General features: G+C 44.0%; 15 protein-coding genes and 1 pseudogene. 13 read left to right on the top strand and 3 right to left on the bottom strand.

The window, feature by feature from the left end; translation table 11 throughout:
* Nucleotides 1-206 precede the first annotated feature (206 nt).
* The 6 genes and pseudogenes from OCV88_RS12615 to OCV88_RS12590 all read left to right on the top strand — a co-directional run bounded on the left by OCV88_RS12615 (nucleotide 207) and on the right by OCV88_RS12590 (nucleotide 6,877).
* Nucleotides 207-818, top strand: a complete 612-nt coding sequence (locus OCV88_RS12615; RefSeq protein WP_262591265.1) for a TetR/AcrR family transcriptional regulator — start codon at nucleotides 207-209, stop codon at nucleotides 816-818.
* A gap of 133 nt (nucleotides 819-951) precedes the next feature.
* Nucleotides 952-2,730, top strand: coding sequence for an ABC transporter ATP-binding protein (locus OCV88_RS12610; RefSeq protein WP_158425797.1), 1,779 nt, complete (start codon nucleotides 952-954; stop codon nucleotides 2,728-2,730).
* Entirely contained in the window at nucleotides 2,727-4,448 is a 1,722-nt protein-coding gene (locus OCV88_RS12605) for an ABC transporter ATP-binding protein (protein ID WP_158425796.1), read from the top strand. Before OCV88_RS12610 ends, OCV88_RS12605 begins: the two co-directional genes overlap by 4 nt.
* 474 nt (nucleotides 4,449-4,922) lie before the next feature.
* Nucleotides 4,923-5,315: pseudogene (locus OCV88_RS16195) on the top strand (transporter substrate-binding domain-containing protein); the annotation flags it as partial.
* Nucleotides 5,316-5,420: 105 nt separating this feature from the next.
* Nucleotides 5,421-6,074 carry an amino acid ABC transporter permease gene (locus OCV88_RS12595; RefSeq protein WP_158425795.1) on the top strand — a complete coding sequence of 218 codons (654 nt, stop codon included), beginning with the start codon at nucleotides 5,421-5,423 and terminating at the stop codon, nucleotides 6,072-6,074.
* Between the two features lie 11 nt (nucleotides 6,075-6,085).
* Nucleotides 6,086-6,877, top strand: coding sequence for an amino acid ABC transporter ATP-binding protein (locus OCV88_RS12590; RefSeq protein WP_158425794.1), 792 nt, complete (start codon nucleotides 6,086-6,088; stop codon nucleotides 6,875-6,877).
* 219 nt (nucleotides 6,878-7,096) lie between these two features.
* On the opposite strand, the gene OCV88_RS12585 is transcribed toward OCV88_RS12590, so the two are convergent.
* The 3 genes from OCV88_RS12585 to OCV88_RS12575 all read right to left on the bottom strand — a co-directional run bounded on the left by OCV88_RS12585 (nucleotide 7,097) and on the right by OCV88_RS12575 (nucleotide 13,805).
* Nucleotides 7,097-9,109: a hydantoinase/oxoprolinase family protein gene (locus OCV88_RS12585; RefSeq protein WP_158425793.1), complete on the bottom strand. Its 2,013-nt coding sequence runs from the start codon at nucleotides 9,107-9,109 to the stop codon at nucleotides 7,097-7,099.
* Nucleotides 9,110-9,222: 113 nt separating this feature from the next.
* Complete coding sequence (locus OCV88_RS12580) at nucleotides 9,223-11,526, bottom strand: xanthine dehydrogenase family protein molybdopterin-binding subunit (protein ID WP_158425792.1); 2,304 nt, start codon at nucleotides 11,524-11,526, stop codon at nucleotides 9,223-9,225.
* Nucleotides 11,527-12,179: 653 nt separating this feature from the next.
* Nucleotides 12,180-13,805: a Na/Pi cotransporter family protein gene (locus OCV88_RS12575; protein ID WP_158425791.1), complete on the bottom strand. Its 1,626-nt coding sequence runs from the start codon at nucleotides 13,803-13,805 to the stop codon at nucleotides 12,180-12,182.
* Nucleotides 13,806-14,107: 302 nt separating this feature from the next.
* Here OCV88_RS12575 and OCV88_RS12570 point away from each other — a divergent pair, with 302 nt between their 5' ends.
* The 7 genes from OCV88_RS12570 to OCV88_RS12540 all read left to right on the top strand — a co-directional run bounded on the left by OCV88_RS12570 (nucleotide 14,108) and on the right by OCV88_RS12540 (nucleotide 19,324).
* Entirely contained in the window at nucleotides 14,108-14,740 is a 633-nt protein-coding gene (locus OCV88_RS12570) for an ABC transporter permease (protein WP_158425790.1), read from the top strand.
* Nucleotides 14,741-14,767: 27 nt separating this feature from the next.
* On the top strand, nucleotides 14,768-15,661 hold the full coding sequence (locus OCV88_RS12565) for a glycine betaine ABC transporter substrate-binding protein (protein WP_158425789.1): 894 nt from the start codon (nucleotides 14,768-14,770) through the stop codon (nucleotides 15,659-15,661).
* Between the two features lie 57 nt (nucleotides 15,662-15,718).
* Nucleotides 15,719-16,669 carry a 4Fe-4S binding protein gene (locus OCV88_RS12560; RefSeq protein ID WP_158425880.1) on the top strand — a complete coding sequence of 317 codons (951 nt, stop codon included), beginning with the start codon at nucleotides 15,719-15,721 and terminating at the stop codon, nucleotides 16,667-16,669.
* The gene (locus OCV88_RS12555) at nucleotides 16,653-17,411 is read left to right on the top strand and encodes an ABC transporter ATP-binding protein (protein ID WP_158425788.1); all 759 of its coding nucleotides are present in this window, start codon (nucleotides 16,653-16,655) and stop codon (nucleotides 17,409-17,411) included. The genes OCV88_RS12560 and OCV88_RS12555 overlap by 17 nt, the downstream gene beginning before the upstream one ends.
* Entirely contained in the window at nucleotides 17,408-18,049 is a 642-nt protein-coding gene (locus tag OCV88_RS12550) for an ABC transporter permease (protein WP_158425787.1), read from the top strand. The genes OCV88_RS12555 and OCV88_RS12550 overlap by 4 nt, the downstream gene beginning before the upstream one ends.
* A gap of 240 nt (nucleotides 18,050-18,289) precedes the next feature.
* Nucleotides 18,290-19,111: an SH3 domain-containing protein gene (locus OCV88_RS12545; RefSeq protein ID WP_158425786.1), complete on the top strand. Its 822-nt coding sequence runs from the start codon at nucleotides 18,290-18,292 to the stop codon at nucleotides 19,109-19,111.
* Nucleotides 19,112-19,147: 36 nt separating this feature from the next.
* The gene (locus tag OCV88_RS12540; RefSeq protein ID WP_262591260.1) at nucleotides 19,148-19,324 is read left to right on the top strand and encodes a hypothetical protein; all 177 of its coding nucleotides are present in this window, start codon (nucleotides 19,148-19,150) and stop codon (nucleotides 19,322-19,324) included.
* The last annotated feature ends 22 nt before the right edge of the window (nucleotides 19,325-19,346 follow it).

Raw genomic sequence — 19,346 nt, 5'->3', positions numbered from 1 at the left:
CGTCAGCTGACGGAAACCACACAATGTAACAGGAATTGAAAAACAGTGGTTTTGGGGCTGGCGTTTTTTCTATCTGAAAAAACGCAGTATTGAGAAAAAAACTCGCTGATTCAGGGGGCCGCTTTGTTGACAGAATTATAAAAGTGGTGATAACATAACATTGTTATATAACACTGTTATAACAGGAAAAGGGGAGAAAACTACTGGTGGATGAATTAACTACATTACAGAGTATACATCGTGCAGGAAAAAAGGAATTTTTAAAGAAGGGATTTAAGTCGGCTTCTTTAAGGAGCATTGTAAAGGATGCCGGGGTAACTACCGGAGCCTTTTACGGATATTACAGAAGCAAAGAAAAACTGTTTGAAGCACTGGTGGGAGAGCAGGCTGAGGTTATGCTGGAGAGATTTGAGGGAGCCCAGAGAGAATTTGCTATGCTTCCTCCCAGACTGCAGAAAGAGGAAATGGGAAAGATTTCCGGAGCGTGCATGGACTGGATGCTGGATTATGTATACCAGCATCTGGAAGTTTTTAAACTGCTGATTTTGTGCTCGGAGGGTACAAAGTACGAGCATTTTGTTCATAAAATGGTGGAAAGCGAAGTAAAGGGGACACATAAGTTTATCCAGTCTATGCACAGCCTTGGGCAGAATTTAAAGGAAATAGATCCTCAGCTGGAGCACATTCTGATTACGGGTATGTTTAATGGTTTTTTTGAAATGGTTGTGCACGATATGCCAAAAGCCCAGGCGGTAGAATATGTCAAAGAGCTCAGACAATTTTATACGGCAGGATGGCAGGCGGTGCTGGGATACTAATGATTAGCCCGGAGGTATCTGCGCCCGCCGCCTGATTGTACGATCTGTTTTTATATGAAGGTTAGTTATGACTAACAATAAGGAGGATATTATAAAGAAAAAAGCGAATCTAAAATGAAAAGGAGGTATCTAGGTGAAGAAACAATCAAATTTATCGCGTCTGCTTGGGTATGCAGGGCATCATAAATATCTGGCATATTTGTCATGGATATTATCAGCGGCCAGTGCAATACTGGCCCTTATACCCTTTTGGTATATCTGGAAAATTATAAGAGAGGTACTTTGGGCAGCACCTGATTTTGGGCAGGCAGAAGGACTGACACATTATGGATGGATGGCAGTTATTTTGGCAGTGGCTGCGGTACTGGTTTATATTGCAGCCCTTATGTGCTCTCATGTGGCGGCTTTCAGAATTGCATCTAATATCAGAATTAAAACGATGCATCATATTGTAAAGCTGCCCATGGGATTTGCGGATGGTTTTGGAAGCGGGAAGCTTAGAAAAATTGTCAATGAATCCAGCGCGGCAACAGAAACCTATCTGGCTCATCAGCTGCCGGATAAGGCGGGGGCCATTGCCACGCCGGTGGGACTTTTGGTACTGCTGTTTGTATTTGACTTCAGGCTTGGCCTCTTAAGCCTGATTCCTGTGGTCCTTGGTTTTTTGATTATGATGAGTATGACCGGCTCTGGTATGCAGCAGAAAATGAGTGAATACCAGAATGCTTTAGATGACATGTCAAACGAGGCTGTGGAATATGTCCGGGGGATTCCTGTTGTGAAAACTTTTGGACAGACGGTTTTTTCCTTTAAGAAATTTAAAGATGCCATCGACCGTTATCAGACCTGGGTGATTGCCTATACCAGGCAGCTTAGAGGTCCTATGATGCTGTATACGGCGGCGGTTAACAGTGTTTTTGCATTTTTAATTGCCGGAGGGCTGATTTTGGCCAGGGGGGGTGTTACACAGGAACTTCTGTTGAATCTGCTGTTTTATATTATTATTACTCCGGTTATTTCTTTGACCCTTACCAGAATTATGTTTCAGAGTGAAAATGCAATGATCGTGGAAGATGCCCTGGGAAGGATTGACAGTGTTTTAGAGATAAAGCCTCTTGGGGAACCCGGGAAGCCCAAATCACCTGTGGATGCGTCTGTGGTTTTAAGTCATGTAAGCTACAGCTATGACGGAACTAAGGATGCCGTACATGATATTTCCCTTAAAATTGCTCCCGGTGAAACTGCGGCATTTGTGGGGCCTTCCGGAGGAGGGAAAACAACACTTGCAAATCTTATAGCGCGTTTTTTTGATGCGCAGCAGGGGAATGTACTGATAGGAGGAGTTAATGTCAGGGAAATTTCCAAAAAGGAGCTCATGGAGACGGTATCCTTTGTATTCCAGAACAGTCATCTGGTGAAGGACTCTATTCTGGAAAATGTCCGGATGGGAAGACCTGAGACTTCCAGGGAAGAGGTTATGGCGGCGTTGAAAGCCGCTCAGTGTATGGATATTATCGAAAAACTGCCGGATGGTATCGACACTGTAATTGGAAGCCGGGGCGTGTATTTGTCCGGCGGGGAACAGCAGCGGATTGCTATAGCAAGAGTTATGCTGCAAAATACGCCGGTGGTTATTCTAGATGAGGCAACTGCCTTTGCGGATCCGGATAATGAAAGCCGGTTCCAGGAAGCCTTTGCAGAATTGTCCAGGAAAAAAACTGTAATTATGATCGCCCACCGTCTTTCAACGGTAATAAATGCCAGCCGTATTTATGTGCTAAAAGACGGAGAAATCTGTGAAGAAGGCACTGGAGAAGAACTGATGAATCAGAATGGGATATTCGCCAGGATGTGGGAAAACTATCAGACATCCGCAGCATGGAAGGTTTCCAGGGAAGGAGGCGCTCTATGATAAAATGGCTTCAGGAAAAGTTTGCATTGTCCCGCCAGGGGGCAAAAGATCTTGTGAAAGGATGCATCGCATGTGTTTTTCAGAATCTGTCTTTGATGTTTCCTGTGGGAATGCTTTATCTGTTGATTAAAGACCTGCTTTTTGGGGGCAGAACTTATGGATGGGGTTTTTATCTGGCCGGCTGTATTTTGTGCATTTTACTGCTGCTTTTAACTACCTGGTTCCAGTATAACGCTACTTATTTTGCCACTTATGTTGAGAGTGGAATCAGAAGGGTATCACTGGCGGAAAAGCTTAGAAAAATCCCTCTTTCCTTTTTCGGAAAAAAGGATCTGGCAGATCTGACCAGCACAATTATGGCAGACTGCACATTTCTAGAACAGAGTTTCTCGCATTTTATTCCGGAACTGATAGGCTCTGTAATATCTACCGTATTGATTTCCATCGGCCTGTTTGCGTTTGACTGGAGGATGGCTCTGGCAGCGCTGTGGGTGCTTCCCGTATCTTTTGCAATTGTAGGATTTTCTGCAAAAGTACAAGAAAAGCTGAATGAACGGCAGATGGATGCAAAAATGGCCTGCGCCGACGGTATTCAGGAATGCCTGGAAACTGTCAGGGATTTAAAGGCGTGCAACGCGGAGGACAGTTATCTGGAAGGGTTAGATCGTAAGATTAAAGCAGTAGAAAAAAGAGCTGTAATTTCAGAATTTGGAACAGCTGTATTTGTTGTCAGCGCATCTTTGATTTTAAAGCTTGGAATCGCTACTGTGGCACTGGCAGGGTCTGTGCTGCTGATGAAAGGTTCTTTGGATATTTTAACATTTTTTGTTTTTCTGCTGGTAGTATCAAGGCTTTATGATCCTTTGCAGAGCGCCCTGCAAAATCTTGCAGCTGTAATCAGTACCCGGACAAATATTGGAAGGATGAATGAAATTTTGAAGTACCCGGTGCAGACCGGTGAAAACTGCCTGACAAACCGGGGATATGATATTGTATTTGAGCATGTGGGATTTTCCTATAACCAAAAAGAAACGGTACTCAAAGACGTTTCCTTTACAGCGAAACAGGGACAGGTGACTGCGCTGGTGGGTCCTTCCGGAGGAGGAAAAACTACCGTATCACGTCTGGCCGCCAGGTTTTGGGATATACAGTCCGGAAGGATTACGGTGGGAGGCATGGATATTGCAGGAATTGATCCGGAGACGCTGATGTCGCTGTATTCTATCGTATTTCAGGATGTAACCCTGTTTGACAATACTATTATGGAAAATATCAGAATCGGCAGAAAGGATGCCTCCGATCAGGAGGTGCTGGCGGCGGCTTCTTTGGCAGGCTGTGCAGAGTTTGTAGAAAAGCTTCCAGAGAAGTGGAACAGCCGTATCGGAGAAAATGGCTGTGAACTCTCAGGAGGAGAGCGGCAGCGTATTTCTATTGCCAGAGCATTTTTAAAGGACGCTCCTATTATTCTGCTGGATGAGGCAACCGCCTCCCTGGATGTGGAAAACGAGACACAGATTCAAACTGCCCTGTCAAGGCTGATAGAGAAGAAAACGGTGCTGATTATCGCCCACCGGATGCGGACAGTTGCCGGGGCGGATAAAATTGTTGTACTTTCCGATGGAAGGTCAGTGGAGCAGGGAACGCCGGAAGAGTTAATGGAACGAAACGGAATATATACCAAGATGGTGAAAAATCAGAGGAAATCCTCTTTACTTTAGTGTGCTACTATGGTAGAATACTCAAGTATTCAATATTGTAACATAGTTTAGAGGAGAGGACATATGAAAAAGAAACTGGTAGTTATGTTGGCCGTTTTAACTGCAGGTCTGACATTTGCAGGATGCGGCGGTAAAGATGCCGATCAGGGCGGCAGTGCAGCTGACGAAACAAAAATGACCTATGCGGTGGAGGCAGGTTCTGCCGGTGAGGCCGCTGCAAAGGAAAAAGACTTCAAATATAATGCAGTATCTTCACAGGCGGATGCGCTGATGGAAGTATCTTCTGGAACTTCTGACGCAGCGATTATAGACCTGCTTATGGCCGGAGCCATGATCGGGGAAGGAACAAGCTATCCGGATATGAAACATACAGATGAGCTGACAACCGAAGAGTACGGAGTTGGATGCCGCAAAGGATCTGATCTGGCTTCTTATATTAATGCGGTATTTTCCGAAACTTATGCTGACGGCTCTATGAAAGAAATTGCAGAAAAATACGGTGTACAGGATGCTCTTGTAGAGCAGGGTGAGTCTGAATATAAAGCAGCTGAGAAAGACAGCGATGTAGCTTATATTCAGGATAAGGGAACACTGGTAGTAGGTATTACAGAGTTCGAACCTATGGATTACAAAGATGACAATGGCGACTGGATTGGTTTTGATGCTGATATGGCAAAGCTGGTTGCAGAAAAGCTGGGTGTAAAGATTCAGTTTGTGGAGATTGACTGGGACACAAAAATCATGGAACTGGAATCTAAAAACCTGGATGTAGTATGGAACGGCATGACCCTCACAGATGAAGTTACATCTGCAATGGAATGCACTAATGCATACTGCAATAACGCACAGGTTGTCGTTGTACCGTCAAAATAAACCGTACAAAATCTTAATATGGATGCGAAAGGCAGAGGGCGCAGTGCTCTCTGCCTTATCATGTGAAGTCCGTTTTAACAGATCAGAGGAGAGAAAATTATGTTTTGGAACGTCACGCAGGAATTGTTATTTGGTTTCCTGACAACGCTGGAAATCTTCGCTCTGACCCTTGTTTTTGCACTGCCCCTGGGGCTGATTATCTCATTTGGGTCTATGAGTAAGTGGAAACCGGTTCGTTATATTGTTCAGGTAATTGTCTGGATCATCAGAGGAACACCGCTGATGCTGCAGCTGATTGTTATTTTTTATCTTCCGGGAATGCTGGGATACAATATCTGGAGCGGAAATGAGACCGGAAGGGTTACGGCTACAGTAGTTGCCTTTACCATCAACTATGCCTGTTATTTTTCCGTTATTTTCCGGGGCGGCATTGAGGGCGTCCCTGCAGGACAAAGGGAAGCAGGTGAGGTGCTTGGCATGACCCGCAGACAGATTTTCTTTAAGATTACTTTGCTGCAGATGATTAAACGGGTTGTTCCGCCTATGTCAAATGAGATTATTACACTTGTAAAAGATACTTCTCTGGCCCGGATTATCGCGGCTTATGAGCTAACATTTGCAGGATTCTCATTTATGAAATCAGCAGGACTTGTATGGCCTTTGTTCTATACCGGTGTATTTTATCTGGCGTTTGTAGGAGTTCTTACCCTGGTATTTAACTACATTGAACGCAGATTAAACTATTTTAAATAAGGAGGGAAAACATGGCGATTCTGGAAGTAAATAACATTGAAAAACATTTTGGAAAAACCAAGGTTCTGAAAGATGTCAGCTTTTCCCTGGAAGAAGGAAATGCACTGGCAATTATCGGTTCTTCCGGTTCCGGAAAGACTACATTGCTGCGATGTCTGAATTTTCTTGAGACACCTAATGGCGGCAATTTTTCGGTGGCAGGAGAAACCCTGTTTGACGCAGCGGTTAATAAACATGAAAAAGAGGAAATGCTTAGAAAGAAGCGCCTGCATTTCGGGATGGTTTTCCAGTCGTTTAATCTGTTTCCCCAGTATACGGCGCTGGAAAATGTAATTCTGGCAGAAAAGCTTCTGGCTCAGGAGCGCCCCGATTATAAAGATCAGAAAAAAGCGGTCTATGAGCAGATCGAAGCCCATGGAAAAGCATTGCTGGCACAGATGGGGCTGTCTGACCGTATTAACCATTATCCCCACCAGCTGTCCGGGGGACAGCAGCAGCGTGTGGCTATTGCAAGAGCTCTTGCGCTGGAACCGGATATCCTGTGTTTTGATGAACCTACATCAGCGCTGGATCCGGAGCTTACCGGAGAGGTGTTAAAAGTCATCCGGGGCCTTGCGGATAAGAACACCACAATGATTATTGTTACTCATGAGATGGATTTTGCAAGAAATGTGGCAGATCAGATTATTTTTATGGATGACGGTTATATTGTTGAGCAGGGAGACGCAAAACAGGTGATTGACCATCCAAAAGAAGAGCGTACAAAGCAGTTCCTCAGCAGATATGCACAGGGAAATCAGTAACAGCATATTTTTCAAACAGGAAGTTTGAAAGAAAACCTCTAAACATTTAAAATTTAAAAGCACTCTTGTCTCAGTCAAATCATATGCCCCTGAAATATCAGGATGCAGAGCGGCAGATCAGATTTTGAACTGAGACAAAAGTGCTTTTTTGCTCTGTAGGAAATACTGTGTTGTGATATAGCGGAAAATGTGCTTTGCACATTCTTTTTTATTTACCGTTTATACGGAATCAGAAAACTGCATATGCCCAATCACAGAAGCGGTGACGTCATAACTTAAAAACATTTTTCCGAAGTTTGTCATAGCGCTGTGCTCGTGGCTGGAAAATGTTACAGTGAGCTGATCTGCAGCTCCCTGGCGAAGGGCTTTTTCGGAAGCATCCTGCTTTGCAGCCTGCCGGGCCGCTTTTTCTGCTTCTTCCAGGGTATCGTAAAAGCCGTATTCCGGGCGCCCGGTAAAATAATACTGATCGGCATTTCCTATGGAGCTGATCTGCTTAATTTCAATAGTTGCCTCAGCGGAAATATTGCCTACGACAGCGCCAAGAGCATTGGCTACAGGGGCAAATTCGGGAATATAGCATTTTACGCCAAGCATTTTGGCCGCTTCCGGAAGGAAGACGTGTACAGGGGCACCGATTCCTACAAGAACGGCATTCAGCTTAAAGTCCGGTGAAAAAAAGGCGGTCTGTTCTTGGCAGGCGTTCTGATAGGCAGATTCATACAGAAACTCCAGCTTTTCCATCAGAGAATCTTTTTGCTGAGGATGAGAATCTTTCATCAGAATCCTTAAGACGTTCATAAATATTTTTTTGCGGATCATCCGGTAAACCTGGTCACAAAGATCGCTTTCTGTAAGCTTTAGATTTCGTGCCAGAAAGGAGACGGCCTCCTGGGATGCCGTGCTGTCGTATCCTTTAAAATCCCCTTTGATATGCATAATATCAGTAGGCGTCAGGGCAGATTTCATTACAACTCCTTCTGATTCCAGCCGGTGGATGTCGAAGCAGTAAATATCCTCCCGGATGGAGGCGGCTGCTTCACGAATCAGAAGGGGGCCGTCCTTTAAGGCCTTACAGAACTGTTTCTCACGGTCTGTATATAGCGGACTGTGGGAAATGTCTTTTAACAGAACATAAAATTCAAAAAGATTTTTGCTATGTTTTACTTCATCTGTATTTAACTTGTGAATTTTTTCCGTCACCTGGGGGTAAATGCTGGCAAGCATACAGAGAGGAATGCTGCGTACAGTATCCAGAGAGAGGACTCCGTTGTTATCTCTGCAGATGGTGCTGTCGCCCCCCAGACCGAAAGTATCAACGAACATGCCGTGAACAAAAGTTTTCCAGCTGCCGATCTGGATTCCGTTTGTGACGCGTACCGGAATGCCGTCTTTTACCAGGGCAATATCGCTGGTTGTACCTCCCATATCAATAATAACCTGGTTTGGCTCAGAGCAAAGCTCCATAGCACCCATAATACTTGCGGCAGGGCCGCACAGAAGGGTTTCAATGGGACGCTCACAGGCATATGCTTCACTCATCATAGTGCCGTCGCTTCTTACAATGACGATAGGGCGGTTTAAGTCCATCTGATCTAAGGATGTGCGGATAGCGCTTAAAAATTCCTGGATCACAGGAATCAGCCGGGCATTTAAAAGTGCGCTGGCTCCCCTGCGGTAAATATTGTATTCCTGGAACAGCTCATAGCCGGTAATACATGGAAGGCCCAGCTCTTCCATTATGATCTCTTTTGCTTTTTTCTCGAAAGCGCCGTTGTTCTGGCGGGCATTCAGCTGAGTGATGGCAACGCTGTCGTAATTTTGAAACTGAACGGAGAGATCTGCCCGGAACTGTGTCCAGTCCGGTTCGGTGATTTGTGCGGTATCCAGGGGAATATGAGCCGGAAGGCAGTATATTTCTTCCATGGGAGGAAGTCCGTATGAGGCTGCCTGCCTGGAGGCTTCTTCAGGCTCAAGACCGATAAAAACCAGTTTGGCCCGGCCGCCCTTTCCCTCCACGCAGGCATTGGTTGCCAGGGTGGTGGAAAGAGCAATAAAGTCTGCCTTGTGGAGCAGATCCTGGGGAAGGTCTTTCATAACCTGCAAAATACACTGTGTCAGATCAGCGTGGGTTGTTCGTGTTTTTGTATGTGAAAGTATCTGCCGGGAGTCCAGATCGTATATTACGGCATCGGTGCAGGTCCCCCCGGTATCAATTCCAAGTCCAAGCATAAGTTACCTCCTGTTTTTTGCTTTTTTGTTAGTATAACAGAATGGTAAAAAGAGACTTGGAAATATTTTTTATTTATCTAATATTTTTTGGATAAATAAAAAATATGGCAGAATCAGATTTTTCCGGTTGCTTTTAACACTTTTTCCGGTGTAATGGGAAGGTGTCGAAACCATACGCCGCAGGCATTATGAACGGCATGGGCGATGGCGGGAGCAGAGGTATTGATGACGATTTCCCCGATGGATTTTGCGCCGAATGGTCCGGATTCTTCATAGCTTTCAGCAAATTCCACCGTTATAGTTCCAATATCCGTGCGTGCAGGTATTTTATATTGTAAAAAGGAATTGCTGAAATTATGGCCGGCCTTATCATACCAGACATCTTCTGTGAGAGCCATGCCGATACCCTGTACAATTCCACCTTCTGTCTGGACTTTGGCCAGGGCTGTATTGATGACAGTACCGCAGTCCACAACGGCGGCAAAATGAACCAGCTGTATTTTTCCGGTTTCCGGATCCAGATCAATTTCAGCGGCTCCTGCCATAAAAGGAGGCGGGGAGGCGGGGGCTGTGTAACTGACACTGGCGGACAGGGCAGGGGCGGCAATACTCATGGCCTGATAGGCAATGTCTGATAGGGTCAGTTCTTTTCCTGATTCTGGATCTGTGACTTTGTTTCCGTCAAAATAAAGGGTCTGCCAGTCACTGACTTTCAAAAGCATGGCCCCTGTTTTTAAAATATTTTCTACCATTTGCTGACAGGCTTTTACAACTGCCGTACCGGTTACATAGGTTGTGCTGGAAGCATAGGAGCCGGAGTCATAAGGGGATGAGTCCGTATCAACACCGGTTACTACAATATTTTCAATGGGGGTCTGCAGGCAGTCGGCGGCCATCTGAGCCAGTATGGTATCACAGCCGGTGCCCATATCAGTGGCTCCGATTAACAGGTTATAAAAGCCGTCGTCCGAAAGTTTGAGTGTGGCAGATCCTACATCAATAAAAGGAATCCCGGAACTCTGCATGGCCAGCGCAAGGCCTTTAGCACGGATATGTCCGTTTTCCAGAATCTGTACCGGGGAATCTTTCTCCCAGCCGATAAGTTCTGATGTGCGCTGCAGACACTGATCTAAGGTACAGCTGGTGGCGATGCTGTGGAAATAAGAGTGCATCATATCACCCTGCCGGGTAATATTCTGCATTCGAAGCTCTACAGGATCTATATTCAGAGTATCCGCCAGTTGATTGATGAGAGATTCCACTGCAAAAATTCCCTGTGTGGCTCCGTAACCCCGGTAGGCGCCGGCAGACATATGATTGGTATATACTACATCGGCTGCAAAGGAAAATGCCTCCGGCTGATAGAGAGAGACGCTTTCCTCATATGTAAGATTAACGGTGGAAGGACCGTGTTCTCCATATGCACCTGTATTTGACAGGGAATAAATGGAAAAAGCCCGGATTTTTCCTGTTTTCATGGCACCTATTTTTACTGTGATTTCCATTTCATGCCGGGGGGAAGATGCTGTGAGAGATTCCTTTCTGGTAAATATGATTTTCGCGGGCCGACCGGTTTTTAAAGTAACAATGGCCGGATAAACTTCTGTAATAGCGGTTTGTTTTGCACCAAATCCGCCTCCGATTCTGGGCTTGATAACACGCACTCTTGACTTTGGAATATCAAGAGCTGTGGCTACAGACTTTCTTACATGGAAAGGAACCTGTGTGGAGCTGACAATGGTCAGACGTCCGAAAGCATCCATGGTGGTGTAGGTGCGGAAGGTTTCCATCATGGCCTGCTGTACAGCGGGAATATGATAAGTCTCTTCCAGGACAACATCACAATCGGCCATGACAGCTTCGGTATCCCCATGGGAGTCTGAAAGTGTGGCACAGAGATTCCGGCGGTTGTCAGATATAGATCTGTCTAAAAAGGAATGCCAGTCCTCTTCCGGGTGAACAAGCACCGGGTTGTCTTTGGCAGTATGGATATCAAGCACCGGTTCTAAAATCTGATAATTAACTTTAATTAATTTCAGTGCTCTGTCCACCGCCCTTTCTGATTCACCGGCAACAATTGCTACAGTGTCTCCCACGAAACGAACCCTTTGTTCTAGAATATACCGGTCGTAAGGACTTTCCTCCGGGTAGGTCTGGCCGGCCATAGTAAAGCGTCTGCGGGGAACGTCTTTATAAGTAAGAACACATACAATGCCCGGAACCATTTGGGCGGTTTTGGTGTCAATCTCCTGAATCAGAGCATGGGCATGGGGGCTTCTCAGCAGTTTTACACATAAACAGTCGGCAGGAGCCAGGTCATCTGTGTAAACCGGCTGTCCAGTGAGCAGTGCCATGGCATCTTTCTTGACTACAGGCTGATGGACATACTTTATTTTTTTATTTTCTGTCTGAGACATAATGTTTTACTCCTTTATTTATTATGAAACGTATAAATTTTCTTAACGACAGTATAACATTTTCGTGTTCCCCAGACCAGTCTGAAAAGATGTGGAACTATTTTTGGATACAAGCTGTAGAAGAAAAAATATGACAACTATTATTAACTGATAAAACTGGAATAAAATATAAAAATAAAAACAATTCAGACAAATGAGATCGTTCACATTGGAGAAGTGTTGAAAAACAGAAGTGGAAATTATGAAAAATGCCACATAGTTACAAATGAGTAACTGGGATTGATTGGCAATAATGTATAAAAAAAGATTGAAAAAATTTATATCTTTGAGCACACTTCCGGGAGCATTTTGATTATAATAATAACTGTAAAAACCCCCAATACATTATATAGTTTTTTGCTACACCCCATAGTAAAAAATACCTTCTCCTAAAAAAGGCAGCAGATCGATGGCTGCCTTTTTTATTTCTCTATAGGAGATATTGGGTTGTGATAAAGCTGAAAAGTACCAATTCCTATAGAGAAATAAACGCTTTGCTGTGGATCGCACTGCGGTGGAATGGAGTCATGTCGCAAAAGCGACCCGCCGCAGGCGGAGAATATCTAACAAAAAAGGCACAGAAACGTTGGTCTCTGTGCCTTTTTTGTTAGATTTTATATTCGTTCTTTTAAAGAATAGGCAATGTTGATGGCGTGATCTGAACAGCGTTCAAGATCTGTTACCAGATCCGAGAAAATAATGCCGCTGATTGGAGTGCAGTCAGAACGCATCAAACGTTCAATGTGATTGTCGATAAAAGTCTTTTCCTGACGGTCAACTACGGATTCGATTTCTTCAATTTCAGAAAGCAGATCATAGTTTTCAGAGGAAAAAATGTCAAGAGACAAGTGCACGGCCTTCATGGTGTTTTGAGCCATATCTTTCAGCTCCTCCAGGGCTTCCGGCGAGATACAGGCCTTTTTTGATCTGAGCTTATCTACATATTCAATGATATTTTCCGCATGATCTGAGAGCCGTTCAATGTCCGTCTGGGCAATGGTCATCATGGAAACCTTTTTGATGTTCTCTGATGTCAGCTCCATAGAACGAAGCTCTGCCATTTCATCTGAAATACAGCGGTTAAGAATGTCAACGGTTTCTTCACGCTCTTTGATATCAAGCATTTTTGCGGTGCTGTTATTGAAAAATTCATTTAATGCCAGCTGCAGATTTTCCGCTGCAAGTTTCCCCATTCTTGTGATCTCAAGCTGTGCCTGGTTTAAAGCAACTACCGGTGTCAGTTTGGTGATTTGTGTCATATACTGTAAAGAGCGGTCCTTGCTTTTTTGTGTCTCTTCCGGTTTGACAGGAATAATTTTCTGAGAGAGTTTGACAATTTTGTTGGCAAAGGGCAGTTCAATCAGTACAGCAATAATGGCAAAAATTGTATGGGTATTGGCAATCTGGCGCCCCACATCTCCCGGTGATAAATTCTGAATAAAGGTAAGCAGCATCGGAAAGATATTAATCAGCGCCACTAAAATACCTGCACGTATCAGGTTAAATAAAAGATTTAAAATTGCGGCCCGTTTGCCGTTTCTGTTGGCTGTCAGGGCTGCCAGCAGGTTTGGTGTTACGGAACCGATAGCAGCTCCGATTACAAGGTATACAGCTACGTCATAGCTTAATAAGCCCTGGATGGCAAACGCCTGGAATATTACGGTGGAGGACGAAGAACTCTGCAGCAGTGCAGTAAATGCCACACCAAATACCAGCGCAAGAGCCGGATTATTTAATGTAGAAAGAAAATCAATGAAACCTTCGCTTTCAGAAAGGGGTGCGATGGCCAGTTTCATCAGGGAAATTCCCTGAAAAAGCATACCAAATCCCATAATTACGGATCCGATATGCCGGATAATGCTGCGCTTTACAAACAGATACATCACTGCGCCTGCAAAAAGAAGCAGGGGGGTAATTGCGCTTAAATTAAATGCGGTAATCTGAGCAGTAACGGTAGTACCGATATTGGCGCCCATAATAACTCCGATGGCCTGGGACAGGTTCATCATAGCTGAGTTTACGAAGCCGATAACCATAACGTCGGTTGCTGATGAACTCTGAATCAGCATGGTCATTCCCAGTCCTACCAGCACGGCAATCACTTTGTTTTTGGTAGCGTGTTCCAAAATGATCTGGAGGTTATCTCCGCATGCATTTCTCAGGCCGGTTGACATAATTGACATTCCAAGAAGGAACAGTCCAACACCGCCTAAAAGCGAAAAAATTTCTGTGATAGACATTTTCTTATCTCCTAAGTATATAAAAAATAATATTTATATTTTAATATTATCAGCTTGTTAGACGGTTGGCAATAAAAGTTAAAAGTTTGTAAAAAGTAAGTGAAAATTATGTGAAATAACTGGCATTTTTGTGAACTATTGAGACCGAAGATTATCTGAAAAGAAATTGGGGTTTTCATATTTCGTGAAAATAATCAGTATTTGACAGAAAAAACAGTCATTTTTAGGTAGATTAAGCAGAAATTGCGTGCTAAAATAGCATGAGCATGAAAAAACAGGATTTTTGTGGGAAGGGGAATTTTATGCAGGTATATATTGATTATTTTGTAAATAACTGGCAGACCTATTTTCAGATGGTGTGGCAGCATATTTATATTAGTCTGACTGCTGTGGGGCTGGCTGTTGTAATTGGTGTTCCCTGCGGTATTCTCTGTCTTTCTTTTCCCAGAGTCAAAAAGTTTATTATGACTTTTTTCAGTACCTTAAGGATTGTTCCAAGCCTGGCCGTGCTGGTGATTTTGATTCCCGTTATGGGAATTGGCATGAAACCGGCTCTGACGGCGCTTACGGTACTGGCGGTGCCTCCGGTATTGATCCAGACGACCCTGGGATTTGCTCAGGTTCCGGCTTTTATGATAGAAACTGCAAAAGCAGTGGGAATGGATGAGAAGCGTATGTTTTACCAGGTGCAGTTTCCGCTGGCAATGCCCTACATTATGGGAGGCATTAAGATGGCGGCCTCTGAAGTAATTGCCAGTGCAGCTTTAGCTGCGTATATAGGCAGCGGAGGTCTTGGTGTCCTTATTTATAATGGAATCAGTCTGATGAAAACAGAGTATCTGGTAATTGGCGCTGTGTCTGTTGCGGCACTGACCCTGCTGGGCCAGCTGCTTCTTGGAAAGATAGAGAAGTGGTTTTTAAAATATAGTATGTAGATAGCAGATGATAAAGGAGAAAATCTTATGAAAAAGAGAATATTATGCATCCTCCTTGCGGCAGCAGCTGCCGTGTCTCTGACTGCGTGCCAGAGCGGTAAAAAGGATGATGCTGAAAGCAAAAAGATTATAGTAGGTTCCAAGGGATTTACAGAAAATCTGATTTTAAGTGAGCTGTATGCGCTGGCCCTTGAGGATGAAGGTTTTGAGGTTCAGCGTGAATTTGAAGTTTCCAATGCGGTGATACATCAGGCTGTGTGTCAGGGCGATATAGATATTTATCCGGAATATACCGGCACAGCACTGATGACCATATTAGAGCAGCCAATGATGACGGATACCCAGGAGGTTTATAATACCGTAAAAGAGATGTATGCCCAAAAGTATCAGCTGGATGTTTTAGAGATGTGCGCTGCAAGTGATGGAAACGGTCTGGCCATGAGAGCGGATGTGGCTCAGAAATATGGAATCCGTACGATTTCGGATCTGCAGAAACAGGCCGGGAAAATACGATTTGGAAGTACCTCTGATTTTTATGAACGGGAGGATGGTATGGCAGGGCTTAAAAAAGCTTACGGTGAATTTGCTTTTGCATCGGAAAATTCATTTGATAACGCACTGAAATATCAGGTGCTGGAAAGCGATGAGGTAGACTGCGTACCTGCATATACAACAGATGCCCAGCTTAGCAGTGATGAGTTTGTATTGCTGGAAGATGATAAAAAATTCTGGCCCCCTTACAACATTATTCCTGTGGTGAGAGCCGATGTGCTGGAAAAATATCCGGAAGCGGAAAATATTATTAATCATATCAGCCAGCAGATTGATACAGAGACTATGACAGAGTTAAACGCGGCGGTGGATATTCAAAAGGAAGAATATGATGACGTGGCGGCTGATTTCTATGAAACATTAAAATAAGTAAAAAGATAAATAAGAAGCCAGGGAAAGCCCCATGCTTTCCCTGTAAAAAAAGTGATGGAAAATAAAATTATTATTGAAAAATTTAAGATTCCGGAAGCGGGATATGAGATTCTGGACCGGATACTTACCGATAAAGACAAACAGCTGATTATAAGGCTGCCCGCAGAACAATGTATAAGCCCCCAAAAGCTGGCAGAGTTTTTGATAGAATGGAAGCTGGCAAAAGATCATGCAGAGGCAGAAATGCTGATTCGCTTATATTTTCACCGGGGCATATTGAACAAGGGAGAAGACGGTGTTTCCTATTGTCTGGGAAGTTTTTACGGACGTCTGGATATTTTTGCAACAGAGGAAATAAAAGCTTATGATCTGCTGCCTAGAGAATGCAAAGAAAGATTAGATGCCTGGTACTTTAAAGCTTATACAGATTCACTGGGAGAAACTAAGAATAAACGCCCCACTCAGGATGAGGTGCTGCCCCTGTGGGATGTGCTCTCCTTTATTGACGGGCGGGATGATACACCTTATCTGGCGTTGTGTGACTGCCGGCGGCTGATTCAAAACTGCGGCCAGCCCACAGAAACCTGTATTACCTATCGAACTGCGCCAAATTCTTTTGTGAAACGGGGGCAGGCCCGGGCGATTACCAAAGAAGAAGCTAAGGAAATTGTCCGTATGGCAGATAAAAAAGGATTGATTCATACAATCAATCCCGGAGGTATCTGTAACTGTTGTACAGACTGCTGCTATCTGTTTCGCGGGGCCAGGTACCGTAATAGTCTTGGAATCTGGCCGAAAGTATCTTATTGTGTGAAAATTGACTTAGAAAAATGCATTGGGTGTGGAAAGTGCAGGAAAAGATGCAGATTCAAGGTGTTTTCAACAGAGGGGGATCTCTGTATACAGAATGCTGACAGATGCCAGGGCTGCGGTCTGTGTGTGACCGGATGTCCTGGGGGAGCGCTGATGCTGGAAAAGAGGAATGAGGATGGAGATTGCGGTTGAATTTAAAGATGTGACAAAAAAATTTCCCCAGGGAGTGAAAAATGCGGTCAATCATGTAAGTTTTCAGATCCGGGCAGGAGAGCTGGTGACAATTCTGGGCACTTCCGGCTGCGGGAAGACGACCTTGATGAAAATGGTAAATCGTTTATATGAACCGACCTCTGGCGAAATTTTTATATTTGGAGAAAATATCAGACAGAAGGATCCTGTAAAGCTAAGACAGGGCATCGGCTATGTGATTCAGCAGATTGGTTTGTTTCCGCATATGACTGTTGCTAAAAATATCGCTGTAGTTCCGGAAATTTTAAACTGGGAAAAGGAAAGCATTGAAAGCCGGACCCATGAGCTTTTAAGAATGGTAAATCTTGATCCGGAAGAGTTTTGCAGCCGGTATCCGGCGCAGCTTTCTGGAGGCCAGCAGCAGCGTGTGGGGCTGGCAAGAGCCCTGGCGGCGGATCCAAAGATTATGCTTCTGGATGAACCTTTTGGGGCAATAGATGCTATTAACAGAGGGAAACTGCAGGATGAGCTGCTGTCCATCCACCAGAGCAGTCAGAAAACCTTTCTGTTTGTTACACATGATATTACTGAGGCACTAAAGCTGGGGACCAGGGTTTTGATTATGGACCAGGGAGAAATTAAGCAATTTGCCCCTCCCAGAGAAATTGTAAATAATCCGGCCAATGAATATGTTGCTTCGCTGATGAAATCTGTTGTGGAAGGTCTGGAGTTTTTGAAATGACGCGTTTTATAGAATATACAGTCCGGCATTATGACAAATTAATAACGGCTATGCTGGAGCATCTCCAAATGGTTTTTGTTACGCTGCTGATTTCTATTTGCCTTGCCATGGTGATCTCAGTGTTTATTATGAATAAAAAACGGATTTCGGCCTGGGTGATGCGTATCTGCAGCATGATATATGCAATTCCAAGTCTGGCACTGTTTGCTCTGCTGATTCCTCTGACAGGATTGGGAAGCAGGACGGCTATACTGGTTCTTGTAGTTTATAATCAGTATATTCTGGTGCGAAGTTTCACCGAAGGCCTGCAGATGATAGATCCGGGGATTTTGGAAGCGGCTGTGGGAATGGGGATGACAGACAGGCAGATTTTTTCCAGAATACGGTTTCCATTGGCGCTGGATTCTATTGCGGCGGGGATTCATATTGCCATTATTTCCACCATCGGTATCGCAACGATTGGAGCGACCATCGGGGCAGGAGGACTGGGCTCTGTGCTTTTTGACGGTATGAGAACCCAGAATGCAGTAAAAATTGTCTGGGGAACGATTCTTTGTGTAATACTGGTGCTGGCTGCTAACGGTGTCCTAAAAGCAATTGAAAAGAAAATAAAAAAGAGTGTATACCACATAAATTAAAATTCAAATAGAGAAAAATGAGTTTATCATTACAAATAATATTGAAAAGGCCGGAATTTTTTCCGGCTTTTTGGTATTTTTTGCCTGTTATCTGCATATACTTAAGTTTGTGACCTGCATGTACCAGTTTTGTCTGGTTTAAAATGGATTAAGTTTTGCAAAAATTGCCAATAATAGTAAGCAGAAGGACAAAGTATGCTGCATAATTTAATGAATAGAAAGGAAAGAGATAACAGGTAAATGATGAAACGGATATGTATGATATTGGCGGTTCTGGGTATATTGACCCTGGCCGTGCCTGTGTGCGGACAGGAAGTCTGGCAGAAAAGCCGGGGATATCAGTATCAGGCATTCAAAATGAACTGTGTCAGAAATTTGGAGATACACAGAGAAGTGGAAGATAACAGCGAAGAGGTAAAACAGGCCGCACAGGAGGTATTTATACAGGGATGGACCAGCGCCAATGTAAACTTCAGGGAAAAACCTGCACAGGACGGAGCGGTCATGGAGGTGATTTCCTATAATACAGAAGTTATGTATACAGAATATGATAATGACTGGTATGAGGTTTTATATGGTGAAAACAGGGGATATCTACATAAAAGATATCTGACAGATCAGAAAATACAGTACCGGGATTTTCCCGGGGCTAAAAATACTACAAAGAGTTTTATGCCTTATACTGCCATTACATCAACATCAAGTCCCCAGTATAAGCTGCAGCAGAAAGCTTATACCGGTCAGTACGGGATCCGGCAGGTTGACGGCCGGTTCTGTGTTGCTGTGGGAAGCTATTATACAACAGCAATTGGAACGTATTTTGATCTGATTCTTGAAAACGGAACGGTGATTCCGTGTATTCTTGCAGACTGTAAATCAGACAGACATACGGATGCTTCTAAAAGAGTCACTTTTGACGGCTCTTTGGCGGAATTTGTAGTAGATGCAGATGCACTTGTAAAAAGAGTCTGGAGGTCGGGGAATATTTCCAGTGCAGATGAGAGCTGGAACAGTCCGGTTAAAACAGTACGGATTTATGATAAAAAAGAATCAGTTGAGTAGAAAATGATCTGTAAGCAGAATAAAAGGGGGAGCAGCGTGCTAAAACAAAAAGAAAAGAATATTTTGCTGGAGCTGATCTGTAAAGAGCAGACTCAGATGCTTCAGTCCAACCAGGAAGCTTATAATTATGAAAAATATAAACTTCTGGAAAAAATTAAAATAAAAGTGAAGGATACGTTGAGCAGTCAGGGGCAGTGTATGTCCCAGTGGTAATACAATATTTCATTCATACGAA

The organism is Brotonthovivens ammoniilytica, assembly GCF_025566885.1.
Classification (GTDB): Bacteria; Bacillota; Clostridia; order Lachnospirales; family Lachnospiraceae; genus Brotonthovivens; species Brotonthovivens ammoniilytica.
This window is presented reverse-complemented; position numbering and strand designations above follow the sequence as displayed.

Coding starts and splice junctions, on each gene's coding strand:
- OCV88_RS12605 (WP_158425796.1), top strand. CDS start 2,727: ATGATAAAATGGCTTCAGGAAAAGTTTGCATTGTCCCGCCAGGGGGCA.
- OCV88_RS12595 (WP_158425795.1), top strand. CDS start 5,421: ATGTTTTGGAACGTCACGCAGGAATTGTTATTTGGTTTCCTGACAACG.
- OCV88_RS12590 (WP_158425794.1), top strand. CDS start 6,086: ATGGCGATTCTGGAAGTAAATAACATTGAAAAACATTTTGGAAAAACC.
- OCV88_RS12585 (WP_158425793.1), bottom strand. CDS start 9,109: ATGCTTGGACTTGGAATTGATACCGGGGGGACCTGCACCGATGCCGTA.
- OCV88_RS12580 (WP_158425792.1), bottom strand. CDS start 11,526: ATGTCTCAGACAGAAAATAAAAAAATAAAGTATGTCCATCAGCCTGTA.
- OCV88_RS12575 (WP_158425791.1), bottom strand. CDS start 13,805: ATGTCTATCACAGAAATTTTTTCGCTTTTAGGCGGTGTTGGACTGTTC.
- OCV88_RS12570 (WP_158425790.1), top strand. CDS start 14,108: ATGCAGGTATATATTGATTATTTTGTAAATAACTGGCAGACCTATTTT.
- OCV88_RS12565 (WP_158425789.1), top strand. CDS start 14,768: ATGAAAAAGAGAATATTATGCATCCTCCTTGCGGCAGCAGCTGCCGTG.
- OCV88_RS12560 (WP_158425880.1), top strand. CDS start 15,719: ATGGAAAATAAAATTATTATTGAAAAATTTAAGATTCCGGAAGCGGGA.
- OCV88_RS12555 (WP_158425788.1), top strand. CDS start 16,653: ATGGAGATTGCGGTTGAATTTAAAGATGTGACAAAAAAATTTCCCCAG.
- OCV88_RS12550 (WP_158425787.1), top strand. CDS start 17,408: ATGACGCGTTTTATAGAATATACAGTCCGGCATTATGACAAATTAATA.
- OCV88_RS12545 (WP_158425786.1), top strand. CDS start 18,290: ATGATGAAACGGATATGTATGATATTGGCGGTTCTGGGTATATTGACC.